Consider the following 12358-nt stretch of genomic DNA (forward strand, 5'->3'; position numbering starts at 1 on the left):
CGTATCTGCCCAACGGGGGTATAGCTCAGGCGGTTAGAGCGCTTCGCTGATAACGAAGAGGTCCGTGGTTCAAGTCCACGTACCCCCACTGGAATCTCCACAAGAGGTTCCTTAAATTGGGGCCTTAGCTCAATTGGTAGAGCGCCTGCTTTGCAAGCAGGAGGTCAGGGGTTCGATTCCCCTAGGCTCCACAGCAAGAAACAAAAACCCCGGCCAGTCTTCTGGCCGGGGTTTTTGCGTTCCCCGGGGGGGGCACTCGCAGTGAGCGGCGATGTCGCCGACGAGATCGGATGCACCGCACCAATATCCGCGGCACGTTCGTGGTTTCTCAGCAGGCCGCTAGACGGGTGCAGGAGGGCGGAGCACGCGTGAACTTCTCCACCCGGTGGCGTGCACGCCATTCCCCTCCTATGGGCCGTACAGCGCAGCAAAGCGGCTGTGGAAAGTCTCACGGTGACACTTGCCCGCGTATAGCGAGGCGAAGACGTCACAGTCAGTGCTGTGGCGCCTGGACTCGCCCGAGGGGTCGACGGCCTAGTTGTTGTCGCCAACGGAGCACTTGCCTGACTTAGTCAGCGCGAGCGATCACTCCACGCACAAAAATAGTTCTGGCCCGGTTCCTTGGGAACCGGGCCAGAACTATTAGAGGTTGGAGCTACACCGTGTGCGGTGTGAAGCAGCGGAAGGCTACGCCGTCTCTGCTTCGTCGTCGATCCACAGGTCATCATCCGCGCGAAGTGTCTGCCACGCGGCGTACGCGACGCCCACTGCAGCGACTACGCCGATACCGATGAGGATGTAGCGACCGAAGCCGGCCGACTTGGGTTGCGGTTGTGCCTTCATAAGCCCGGTCTTCTCGCCGGCAGTCGCAGCGAGACCCGAAACGCGAGCGAACGCATCCCGAACCTGCTGATTCTTAGCTACCTCGAGAGCGGCAAGGGCTGTGCCGAGCGCTGACGTGACTGCAGGCAATACATCACCCTTGACCTTGGAGCGCGTGCTCTCGGCCACTGAGCGGGCTCCAGCAACGGATGACGACACAACGGGCTTCACCCGGGAGTCGATCGTGTTGTGAATCTTGGGGCTGACTTCTTCGCGGGCGTAGTTGGCAGCCTGGTGGCTAGCCTCTCGGACAACCGCAGAAGCATGGTCAAGCAGCTCCTTTTGGTCGGCCCACAGGTCTTCAGCTTGACCTTTCAAGCGCTTGAGTTCTTTCCGGCGTTTGCGAGTTAGTGCCACGGGAAACCTCCAAAGATGGTCGATCGGTGAGTCCATACTGCCATGGCCTCTTCTGTGTGCGCACTGCTTTGGCTGTGAGCACGCTGAATAACCCGGATCATAGGCTCAGGTTGGCTATGTAAGAATTGACCTTATGTCTCAACACACCGCAGTTGCCACAATCAAGACAAACCTCGGAGAAATCCGTCTCAACCTCTTTGGCAACCACGCGCCGAAGACCGTTGCTAACTTCGTTGGTCTCGCCAAGGGCGACATCGAATGGACCCACCCCGCTACCGGTCAGAAGACCAACGCACCTCTCTACGATGGCGTGATCTTCCACCGCATCATCAAGCAGTTCATGCTTCAGGGTGGCGACCCCCTGGGTAAGGGCATCGGTGGCCCCGGCTACAACTTCGACGACGAAATCCACCCTGAGCTCGACTTCTCCGCTCCCTACATCCTCGCTATGGCGAACGCCGGAACGCGCGGCGGTAAGGGAACCAACGGTTCGCAGTTCTTCATCACCACCGTTGCTACTCCGTGGCTTCAGGGCAAGCACACCATCTTCGGTGCTGTTGCTGACGACGAGTCCCGCAAGGTAGTCGACGCAATCGAAGCTGTTGACACCGACGGCAGCGACAAGCCCCTCACCGACATCGTCATCGAGTCCGTCACGATCGACGAGGTCTAACCTTCGTGACCACATCCCCGGATGCCAGCGGCAATTATTGCTACCGGCATCCTGACCGGCAAAGTTTTACACTCTGCCAACGATGTGGGCGCACCGTATGCCCCAGCTGCCAAACGCAGGCAGCTGTGGGCGTACATTGCCCCGAGTGCATTAAAGAAGCCCGCGCTAATGGGCCGAAACGTAAACCTGTTCTGGTTCGCGCGGCTCGAGCCTCCCAAGGCAAGCCTGTAGTCACCTACACGCTGATTGGCCTGACTGTCGCAATCTTCTTGCTGCAGCTCATTCCAGGTCTCGGCGTTACTCAAGCGCTTGTGTATTACCCGCCCCTGACGGCGGTTGAGCCGTGGCGGATGATCACCTCTGCGTTCCTGCATTCGACGAGCAGCATTTTCCATCTCGGCTTCAACATGTTCACGCTCTTTATCTTTGGGCGCACCTTGGAGATTCCGCTGGGGCGAGCGAGGTTTATCGCGCTCTACCTGATCAGCGCGCTGGGTGGCTCGGTCGCCGTGCTGCTGCTAGCCCCGACCTCGGTCGTGTTGGGCGCATCCGGATCGATCTTCGGAATCGTCGCCGCGTTCTTCGTCATTCAGCGCCGCATGGGCGTGAACAACCGAGTGCTGTTGATCGTGCTCGTGATCAACTTGGTCGCCGGCTTTATCCCCGGACTGAACATCTCGTGGCAGGCCCACGTGGGTGGACTCATCACGGGTGCCGTTCTCGCACTCATCTTTTTGCGTCAACGCAACAAGCGAAGCACGAATACCGAGATCGCTTTAGTGGCGCTCGTTGTCGTGGCTTTGATCAGCCTGACGCTGGTGCGGATCTTCGTTCTATAGCTGACTAAAAGTTATCCACAGGGTTATTAACACTGGGTATAACTACACGCGTGTAATTTCTAACGCCACCGCGTAGTCATCATGAATCCGATGAAGAGGATGCCGAAACCAACAAGGATGTTCCAGCTTCCGAGCGAAGCAATGGGCAGCTGCTGGTTGCTGACATAGAACACAATGATCCAGGCGAGCCCAATCAGCATGAAGCCAAACATGACGGGCTTGAACCAGACCGCGTTGGGAGCGTCTTCAGCGGGACGCGACGATGATTTTTCTGCAGAGTTACGGGCCATGGGAGAGATTCTAGCGCGAACGCCCTGAGTGCCGAACGGCCGCGCGGAAACCACGCAGAGTCTGCGGATAGAATTGCGCTTATGGTTCTCGAAGACGGCCGCCGCGTGCGGCGCAGTGCGAAGGCCCGCCGCCCTATCTCCTTCATAGGAGTGCTTGGTGAAATCTTCATCACAGCAGGCGTCGTTGTGCTGCTGTTTCTTGTCTGGCAGACCTGGGTTAACAGCTATTTCGTCAGCAACGCCCAACGCGATGATGCGCTTGAGCTCAGCCAAGAGTGGAACAAGGGCGAAGCCCTCACGCTGGCCCCCGACGAGCGCGCCGACCCCGGTGTTCCGGTAGTCGACGAAGCTCCCGCGCAAGCAGTTGCGTTCGGCACGTTGATTGTTCCGCGTTTCGGCGAAGATTATGCGGTTCCGATCGCCGAGAGTGTCAGCCTTTACAGCGTGCTCAACTCTCAAGGTGTTGGCCACTACACCGGCACCCAAATGCCTGGTGAGGTTGGCAACTTCGCGGTTGCTGCTCACCGCACCGGATATGGTGACCCTTTCTTCGACATCGACAAGCTCCAGCTGGGCGACAGCATCTATGTCGAGACTGAAGCAGGTTGGTACCGTTACGTCTACCGCTCGCTCGAATACGTGCTGGCATCTGGCGTTGGCGTGCTTGAGCCCGTGCCTCAGTTTGGCGGCGCCGCGGCCAGCGATCGCATCATTACGCTCACGAGCTGCAACCCCATTCACACCGCAGATGAACGCATCATCGCGTACGGCGTCTACGACACGTGGTACCCGCGTTCCGAAGGAGCTCCTTCGGAGATCGCGGCGATCGCCCTCAATCTTGAAGGAGCTGGCTAATGTACGCTTCCCTCTGGCGGGTGCTTCCTGGCCCCGTAATTGTCCGCATCCTGATCGTGTTGGTGCTGACTGCGGCCATCGTGGCTGCGCTATTCATGTGGGTCTTCCCGTGGGCGTTGCCGCTCGTCACCCCGTTGGATGCGACGGTGCAACAGTGACCCGCATCCTTGTCGTTGATAACTACGACAGCTTCGTTTACACCCTCAACGGGTATTTGCTCGAACTCGGCGCTACAACAGAGGTCGTGCGCAATGACGCTTTTAGCGCGGATGACGCAGCCGCTGTTCTTGCTGACTACGACGCCGTGCTGCTCTCGCCTGGACCGGGCACGCCGGCCGACGCTGGAGTGAGCATCCCGATCGTGCACGCCGCTCTTGCCTCGGGTATTCCGTTGCTCGGAGTGTGTCTCGGGCATCAGGCGATCGCCGAGGCGCTTGGCGCAACGGTCACTCACGCGGCCGAACTCATGCACGGCAAAACGTCGCAGATCGAACACGACGACAGCCTGATCTTCCGTGACCTTCCTCAGCCATTCACGGCGACGCGGTATCACTCGCTCGCGATCGTTGACGGCACTGTGCCAGACGAGCTCGTGGTCACGGCGCGCACGCACGATGGAATCATCATGGGCGTGCAGCACGCGACACAGCCGGTGTACGGCGTTCAGTTCCATCCCGAGTCTGTGCTCACCGAGGGTGGCTACTTGATGCTCGGCAACTGGTTATCTCGGGTCGGGATGACCGAAGCGCCCGCGCTTGCGAAGACGCTTACGCCACTCGTTCACAATTAGAGGAGTCGGCGCGCGCTGCGGCGTACGGTCGAACCTTGCCGCCCTCAGTTAGGCGGCGGCTCGTTGTTGCCGTTTTAGCCGGCGCAGTATTGGAGCGTGATCTCGGACTTCTGAGCTTGGTCGCCGACGATCGATTGGTAGCTGACCGTATTGCCCGAGCATCCGAAGTCCGCATTTAGCTTCACGCTAAGTTGCAGGCCAGTGAGCGTGGTGTTGGCTTCGCCAATGTCTTTGCCGGTGACGTCGGGAACCTGCACGAGTCCGTTGGAGACAACCAAGTTGACTGTCTCGCCTTCACGGATGATCGCGCCGTCTGCATTGCGCTCGGCATCGCCGCGCGGGTCAGAGCTAATAACGGTGCCCTTTTTGAGGTTCGGCGAATAGGTTTGGGAACTTGTTCCGTAGACCAACCCCGCAGACTCAAGGAGTTTGATCGCCGCGTCTTCTTGCATATTGCTGACATTGGGCACAGTCACCGGGGTGCGCCCCAGCGACACCACAACTTGGATCTCGAGACCGAGCGGAACAGTCTGGCCGGGGCCAGGATCCGTGCGGATAATGATGCCCTCTTCGACGGTTTCACTGGCCTGGTTGACGCGTTTGGGAACGAGGTCTAGCTCGGTGAGCTGAGCGGCGCCCTCGTCGTAGGTGAGACTTGCAACATCGGGGATATCTACGGCGCTGGTTCCGCTGAGCTGCGCAGGGGTGAGGCTGAACGCCCAGACCACAACGGAGACGATAATGACGGCCATGAGGGCGATGCCGCCCCAGATCCAGGCAACCGGAGGACGGTTCTGAGTGCGCGGGGTGCGGTCATTCTCATCAACCGCGAGCTGGCGGAACGTGGCGTCACTGCCGGCCGTTGCGTTCGGGTTGACACCGAAGAGCGTGGAATTGAAGTCTGTGGATGCGAGCTGTTTGCGTTCGGGTACGGAACCGGCAGCAGCAGCCTCAACATCGGTGCGGAACTCGGCAGCACTTTGGTAGCGGTCGAAGCGATCCTTGGAGAGCGACCGCAATACGACAGCATCAAGAGCGGGGGAGACCGCGGCCACCATCGTGCTCGGGGGAACAGGCTCGGAGTTGACGTGCTGGTAGGCCACGGCAACAGGGTTCTCTCCCGTGAACGGAGGCTGTCCGGTGAGAAGTTCGAAGAGAACAACGCCGGTGGAGTAGAGATCGGAACGCGCATCCACCCCTTCGCCGCGGGCTTGCTCCGGCGAGAAGTATTGGGCGGTGCCGACAATAGCGCTCGACTCGGCAATCGTGGCAGCAGAATCCGACACCGCACGGGCGATACCGAAGTCCATGACCTTCACTTGGCCACTCTTGGTGACCATGATGTTGCCGGGCTTAATATCGCGATGAACGACGCCAGCGCGGTGTGAGTATTCGAGAGCGGTGAGTACTTGCGACACAATGCGCGCCGACTCGTCGGGGGCAATCGGGCCTTCAGCGACGATGTCCTTCAGCAGCCGACCGTCGACGTATTCCATGATGATGAACGGGATGAGGGTCTCATGACCCGTTTCATCGATTACGGACTCTTCGCCGGCATCGAAAATTCGCACGATAGTGGGGTGCGCCATCTTTGCTGCGTCGTGGGCCTCACGACGGAAACGGGTGCGGAAAGCGGGATCGTTAGCGAGCGAGGGCTTGAGTAGCTTGATTGCTACCCGGCGCCCCAGTCGCGTATCCATTCCCAAATGAACATCGGCCATACCGCCGTGGCCGAGAAGCTCGCCAATTTGGTATCGCCCAGCGAGCTGGCGTACGCCCTGTGCCACGCCTTCGCTCACTGGTTCACTCCTGTTTGTTGTCGCGGTTAGTACCGCCTCAGTCTATCCGTTGCGAGTAGTGATATTGCCTCACGGACTGGCAACGATAGTGACCGTTACAGGTTCGGATGACGGCGATTCAAGATCGGTGCACACGGCGGTGTACGAGATCTTTGTAGTGTCGCCCTCATTTGGCGGCAACGTGATTTCGAACTGGTTCACGCCGGCGGCATAGCTGGAGGCTCCTGCGCTTGGCCCACCGACAACGAGGAAGTTGAACGAGGTGAGGGGATGACCAGCGGGGCAACCCTGATAGGACGTCCACTTCACAGTGACAGGCTCGTCTCCGTAGTACGGGCCGAGTGGAGTCAGGGTCGTTGCAGAAGGTTGCGTCGGATTCGGCGTCACCGCGATCTTGTCGTAGAAGTAGACCGTGATGGTTTCGCCCTTAGAGACGTTGCCGGTCGGGGCTGCCTGGTAGGAGAATCCGACCTTCTCAGACGAAGGCGCTTCGGTGCCGATTTGAGCATCGAGCACGAGTTCCTTGTCTTCCAAGATTTGCGCGACCGCGTCTTGCTTGCGGTCCAAGAGCTCATCCTCACTGAGCGCGACTAGCGTGGACGTGGGTTCTGGCTCGGGAGCTACGGTCTCTGATGCGCTCGGTGATGCGCTTGTCGCGACAGGTTCTTCGTCGCCCGGGCTGGCGAGCAGCGCGATGATCGCACCGATCAAGACAACCGCAAGCAGCGAAATCAACGCAACGATTGGCCAGGTCCACGGATTGCGACGCTTGGTTTCCTCGAGGACCTCACCGGTGGTGACGGCAGCACCGGCCGGGTTCGCGGTCGTGAGAACTCGAGTTGCCTGTGTGTTGTTGCCGTAGTTGAGGCCCACCGTGGCGGCATGAGAGTTATCGCCCAAGATGCCGGGAACAGCGGTGGCCGCAGCAGCGACATCCCCGCGGCGCAACGACTGCGCTGCACGGGACAGATGCGAAGCGGATGCCGGGCGGTCGCCAGGTGACTTAGCCAAGCACGCGTACACAAGATTGCGCACCGGTTCGGACACCGTCATCGGCAGCTCGGGTGGAGTCTCGTTAATCTGTGCCATAGCGATCGCGACTTGCGATTCGCCCGTGAACGGGCGACGCCCGGCAAGAGCTTCGTAGGCGACGATTCCGAGGGAGTAAATGTCAGTCGTGGGGGAGGCGGGGTGACCACTGGCCTGTTCGGGCGAGAGGTACTGCACTGTTCCCATGACCTGACCGGTCGCGGTCAGCGGTACTTGGTCGGCAATGCGCGCGATGCCGAAGTCGGTGATCTTGACGCGGCCTTCTGGCGTGATGAGAAGGTTTCCGGGCTTGATGTCGCGGTGCACGAGACCTGCGGCGTGAGCAGCCTGAAGAGCGGCGGCAGTCTGAGACACGATGTCGAGAACGCGGTCGGGGTCGAGCACGCGTTCGCGCTCAATAATGGCGCTGAGAGCTTCGCCAGGAACGAGTTCCATGACGAGGTAGGCGCTGCCCTCTTCTTCGCCGTAATCGAAGACGTTGGCGATGCCCTCGTGGTTGACGAGAGCAGCGTGGCGCGCTTCGGCGCGAAAACGCTCTAAGAACCCGGGGTCGCCGAGGTACTCATCCTTAAGGATTTTGATCGCAACCGTTCGGCCGATCACGAGGTCTGTTGCTTGCCAGACCTCACCCATGCCGCCAATCGCTACGCGACTGGAAAGCTGGTATCTACCGCCGAATGTGAGTCCACTAGTTGGTCTCATCTGTTTAGCACCGCCTCTAGTACTTGACGCCCAATTGGTGCGGAGAGCCCACTCGATGTGCCGGACTGTCCTAGCCCGCCACCGTCTTGGACAACTACCGCGACAACAACTTCTGGATCATTTGCCGGCGCGAATCCGGTGAACCACAACGTGTATGGCTCGCCTTCTCCGTTTTCTGCTGTACCGGTCTTTCCTGCAACCTCAACCCCATCAATACTGGCAGTGTTCGCAGCACCGTTACTGACCCCATCCACCATCATTTGGGTGAGTGCGGCGGCGGTTTGCGGACTGAGTGCCTGACTGAACAGAGTTGGCTCGAAGGACTGGATGGTTGTGAGATCGGAAGACACGATGCTCTCAACAAGATTGGGCTGCATCAGAGTGCCGCTGTTGGCGATCGCCATCGACACCATGGCCATCTGCAGCGGGGAAGCACGAACGCTGGATTGACCGAAGGCCGAGAGCATCGTCTGGGGAGCGTCAAGAGCGCGCGGGTAAACGCTCTCGGTTGATGCCAGTGGCACGGAGACGCTCTCGTTGAAGCCGAAGAGGTTGGCTTGCTCGCGAATAGCGTTGGAACCGAGCTCTGCACCCAGCTGAGCGAAGGGGATGTTGCACGACAGGCGGATGGCCGTAGCAATTGACGCGGTGCTGCCCGAGCCACACGTCGCGCTGTCGGAGTTGCTGATGACGAAGGTGCTCTCCGGCAACTGCAATTCTGCAGGGTTGGGGAACGTGCTCTCTGCGGTGTAGTCGCCGCTCTCGAGAGCGGCAGCCGCGACAACGAGCTTGAACGTCGACCCGGGAGGGTCCAAAGGTCCGGCAAGCGTGCGGTTGAAGAACGGGTCGTCGGGGTCAGCGAGCAAACGGTCGTACGCATCGATGACCTCGCTCGTGTTGTGAACGGCCAACTCGTTGGGGTCATACGACGGCTTGGACACCATGGCCAAAATTTCGCCGGTATCGGGCTTGATGGCGACAACTGCGCCCTTGAGATCTCCGAGTGCATCCCAGGCCGCTTGCTGAATCACAGGATCGATTGTCAGTTCGACCGCAGCACCCGTAGGGTTCTGTCCGGTGAGGATCGAGTTCACTTGATCAAAGAACTGATCGTTGGAAGAACCACTGAGATAGTCGTTGAGCGAATTCTCCAGACCAGTGTTTCCCTGGTTCAGAGTGAGGTAGCCGGTGATGGGCGCGTACAACTCACCCTTCGGGTAGACCCGCAAGAACTTGAATTCGTCATCGACAGGCTCGGAGTACGCGATCGGCTCGCCGTTGACGAGGATGGGGCCACGCTCGGCCGAATAGCTTGCGTAAAGCGTTCGAACATTGCGGCCATCCGCCTGCAGGCTGTCGGCTGTGACGACCTGAATGACAGAACTTGAGATGAATAGGCTCACGAACATGAGAAGCACGACGGTGCTTACTCGCTTAAGTTCACGGTTCACTGTCCCACCACCAATCGGTTTTCGATCGAAGGCTCAATAACGAGTTGCGGCTGATGACGCACAGTGTCAGAGAGACGCAGCAAAAGTGCTGCAATGATCCAGTTAGCAACCAGCGACGATCCACCGGCAGCTAAGAACGGCGTCGTGAGACCGGTCAACGGAATCACTCGCGTGACACCACCGATAACAACAAACACCTGCAGAGCGATCACGAAAGCGAGACCGACCCCTAAGAGGCGGCCGAAATCATCTTGACCGGCAAAGCCGATGCGGAATCCACGAGACACAAACAGAAGGTACAACGCCAGAATTGCGAAGATGCCGATAAGACCCAGTTCTTCGCCGAGCGACGCCACAATGTAGTCGCTCTCAGCGAGGGGCGTGATCTCGGGACTGCCGCGTCCGAGGCCGGTTCCTATAAGGCCACCGTCAGCGAAACCGAAGAGGCCCTGGACTAACTGGTAACTTCCTCCGGTTGCCTCGTAGACCTCCTGGTTAAACGGATCGAGCCATGCATCGATGCGCCCAGAAATGTAGGTGAGGTAGCGGCTGGCAACAAAAGCGCCGCCCAAGAACATGGCCATTCCGAGCAGAATCCAACTCGAACGCCCCGTGGCGACATAGATCATCACAAGGAACAAACCGAAGTAAAGCAGGGCGGTACCCATATCGCGCTGGAAGATCAACACGAGCATGGATGCCACGAAGACAACGATGATGGGGCCGAGATCGCGGGCACGGGGGAAGGTCATTCCCATAAATTTGCGGCCGACCATGGAGAGGGAATCTCGCGCCGACACCAAATAGCCGGCGAAGAACACAGCGAGGGCGATCTTGGCGAGCTCGCCCGGCTGGAACGAGAACGCACCGATTTGGACCCACAGGCGCGCGCCGAAACGTGTGTCACCGATCACGGGAGCGAGCGGCAGCAGCAACAGTGCGATACCGCTGAACATCGCAATGTAGCGATAGCGCTGCAGGACACGGTGATTCTTGATGATGATCAGCACCGCCATGGCGATGACGATGGCAATGCCGGTCCAGACAATCTGGCGAACGCCGCCGCTGCCCCAGCCGGTGGATTCATCAGCCAAGTCGATGCGGTAGATCATGGCAATACCGAGGCCATTAAGCACCGTAATGATCGGCAAGATCAGAGGGTCGGCATCCCGCGCTGTTTTGCGCAGCGTGATGTGCATTGCGAACACGAGCACACCAAGCAGTCCCGAGAGTCCCAAGACGGTGTAGCCAAGGTGGCCAAGCGCGCCCAATTGCACGAGCGCGATCGCACCCAAGTTGATGCCGATCGCCACAATGATCAGCAGCAGTTCAAGATTGCGCAGGCGGGCAGGAACCCGCAGCTTGAGGCGGATGTTTTCGGTGATAGCTCGAGGGCCGGCTGCAGCCGAGGCCCGAGCATCAGCGCTAGGGGATACGGGCATCAGACAACATTTCTACGATGCGTTGGGCATCCTGGAGGTCGCTCGCGTTGATGGTGTGCTCAACGCTCGTGCGCAAGTAGAGGGGCAAATCGACAACGCGAACGTCGGTGATTTGGTAGACGTGCGACAACGAAATTGGGCCGATGCTCTGCTGCACACCCTGATAAATCGCGACCTTGCCGTCATCCGTGCCCACAAAGTGCTGCTGCTGGGTGTACTGGTAGCCGACAACAAGACCAGCCACGATTGCTGCAATTGTGAGAGTGATGAACGTAATCCACGAAATGCGGCGGCGGCGAACGCGGCGGCGATCCTCGCGGATGATGGCCTGGTAGTACTCGTCAGACTCTGGCTCGAAGTGACTGTCGTCGGTCTGCGTCGCTTTCAACGGGTGCAGCAAGAGGTTCGGCAAACGAACCGGCTTCTTCACGATCGTCGGCTCGAATGAGAGCGGGGAAGCTGCGGAACCAACCATGAGCGGCGGCTCGTGGGCTGACGACGCGTCGTCACCGACATCCACCAACACGACGGTGACATTGTCGGGGGCGCCCTGATCGAGAGCCGCCTGAACAAGACGCTCGGTCGCGACCTGCGAATCGGTTACGCGACGAAGGATTGCCGCGATCTTCTCTTCGGTGACAAAGCTGCTCAGCCCGTCGGAGCACAGCAACCAACGGTCACCGGCCTGCGTGTCAAAAACGTCCGTATCGATCTCGGGCGAAGCATCAACGTCACCCAACACGCGCATCAAGACAGAGCGGCGCGGATGCACGGCAGCTTCTTCAAGCGTGATGCGACCGCTCTCAACCAGACGCTGCACGAAAGTGTGATCGTGCGTCATCTGCTTCATGGCGCCGTTGCGCAGCAAATAGATGCGCGAGTCGCCAATATGCGCCATGCCCATCTTGTCGCCGACACGAACCATTCCACTGACCGTGGTGCCCATACCGGTGAGCTCATTGTGCTCGATGACGGTGTCAGACAGGATGCGGTTGGCGGCGAGTAGCGTGTCGTGCAATACCTGAGCAGCTTCTTCCGCTGTCTCGAAAACGTGGTCGGCTTCTGCAACGTGCTTGATCGTTATCGCCGAGGCGACATCACCACCGGCGTGGCCACCCATGCCGTCCGCAACAATAAATAAATGACTGCCGGCGTACGCACTGTCCTGGTTATTAGCCCGAACCTTACCCACATGGGATGCGGCAGCACTGTTGCCCGAAGTGGCCAT

Annotated in this window: 12 protein-coding genes and 2 tRNA genes; 7 read left to right on the forward strand and 7 right to left on the reverse strand. The window is 59.3% G+C overall.

Annotated elements, in window-relative coordinates; genetic code table 11:
* The first annotated feature begins 14 nt into the window (after positions 1-14).
* Both I6E81_RS08520 and I6E81_RS08525 read left to right on the forward strand, forming a co-directional pair.
* Positions 15-88, forward strand: a tRNA-Ile gene (locus tag I6E81_RS08520).
* Positions 89-118: 30 nt separating this feature from the next.
* Positions 119-191: transfer RNA gene (locus I6E81_RS08525), tRNA-Ala, on the forward strand.
* A gap of 496 nt (positions 192-687) precedes the next feature.
* Here the strand turns inward: I6E81_RS08525 and I6E81_RS08530 are convergent.
* Complete coding sequence (locus tag I6E81_RS08530; RefSeq protein WP_197106888.1) at positions 688-1239, reverse strand: hypothetical protein; 552 nt, start codon at positions 1237-1239, stop codon at positions 688-690.
* A 133-nt stretch (positions 1240-1372) separates the two neighbouring features.
* Between I6E81_RS08530 and I6E81_RS08535 the strand changes: the two genes are divergently transcribed.
* Entirely contained in the window at positions 1373-1912 is a 540-nt protein-coding gene (locus I6E81_RS08535) for a peptidylprolyl isomerase (RefSeq protein WP_197106889.1), read from the forward strand.
* Between the two features lie 125 nt (positions 1913-2037).
* Positions 2038-2751 carry a rhomboid family intramembrane serine protease gene (locus tag I6E81_RS08540; RefSeq protein ID WP_307784129.1) on the forward strand — a complete coding sequence of 238 codons (714 nt, stop codon included), beginning with the start codon at positions 2038-2040 and terminating at the stop codon, positions 2749-2751.
* Positions 2752-2810: 59 nt separating this feature from the next.
* Here I6E81_RS08540 and I6E81_RS08545 read toward each other — a convergent pair whose 3' ends face one another.
* A complete protein-coding gene (locus I6E81_RS08545; protein WP_197106891.1) occupies positions 2811-3041 on the reverse strand; it encodes a cell division protein CrgA in 231 nt (76 codons plus the stop codon).
* Positions 3042-3122: 81 nt separating this feature from the next.
* Between I6E81_RS08545 and I6E81_RS08550 the strand changes: the two genes are divergently transcribed.
* Genes I6E81_RS08550 through I6E81_RS08560 form a run of 3 tightly spaced genes read left to right on the forward strand, consistent with a single transcriptional unit; the run spans position 3123 to position 4686 of the window.
* Positions 3123-3896 carry a class E sortase gene (locus I6E81_RS08550; protein WP_197106892.1) on the forward strand — a complete coding sequence of 258 codons (774 nt, stop codon included), beginning with the start codon at positions 3123-3125 and terminating at the stop codon, positions 3894-3896.
* Entirely contained in the window at positions 3896-4054 is a 159-nt protein-coding gene (locus tag I6E81_RS08555; protein ID WP_197106893.1) for a hypothetical protein, read from the forward strand. Before I6E81_RS08550 ends, I6E81_RS08555 begins: the two co-directional genes overlap by 1 nt.
* Positions 4051-4686, forward strand: a complete 636-nt coding sequence (locus tag I6E81_RS08560; protein ID WP_197106894.1) for a gamma-glutamyl-gamma-aminobutyrate hydrolase family protein — start codon at positions 4051-4053, stop codon at positions 4684-4686. Before I6E81_RS08555 ends, I6E81_RS08560 begins: the two co-directional genes overlap by 4 nt.
* Before the next feature lie 74 nt (positions 4687-4760).
* On the opposite strand, the gene pknB is transcribed toward I6E81_RS08560, so the two are convergent.
* From pknB to I6E81_RS08585, 5 genes are all read right to left on the reverse strand, one after another.
* The gene (gene pknB / locus I6E81_RS08565; RefSeq protein WP_197106895.1) at positions 4761-6485 is read right to left on the reverse strand and encodes a Stk1 family PASTA domain-containing Ser/Thr kinase; all 1725 of its coding nucleotides are present in this window, start codon (positions 6483-6485) and stop codon (positions 4761-4763) included.
* A gap of 69 nt (positions 6486-6554) precedes the next feature.
* Positions 6555-8237, reverse strand: coding sequence for a protein kinase (locus I6E81_RS08570; protein WP_197106896.1), 1683 nt, complete (start codon positions 8235-8237; stop codon positions 6555-6557).
* Entirely contained in the window at positions 8234-9688 is a 1455-nt protein-coding gene (locus I6E81_RS08575) for a penicillin-binding protein 2 (RefSeq protein ID WP_197106897.1), read from the reverse strand. The genes I6E81_RS08570 and I6E81_RS08575 overlap by 4 nt, the downstream gene beginning before the upstream one ends.
* Positions 9685-11130: an FtsW/RodA/SpoVE family cell cycle protein gene (locus I6E81_RS08580; protein ID WP_197106898.1), complete on the reverse strand. Its 1446-nt coding sequence runs from the start codon at positions 11128-11130 to the stop codon at positions 9685-9687. Before I6E81_RS08580 ends, I6E81_RS08575 begins: the two co-directional genes overlap by 4 nt.
* On the reverse strand, positions 11114-12358 hold the full coding sequence (locus I6E81_RS08585; protein WP_197106899.1) for a Stp1/IreP family PP2C-type Ser/Thr phosphatase: 1245 nt from the start codon (positions 12356-12358) through the stop codon (positions 11114-11116). The genes I6E81_RS08580 and I6E81_RS08585 overlap by 17 nt, the downstream gene beginning before the upstream one ends.

This window comes from Salinibacterium sp. NG22, from assembly GCF_015864925.1.
GTDB lineage: Bacteria > Actinomycetota > Actinomycetes > Actinomycetales > Microbacteriaceae > Rhodoglobus.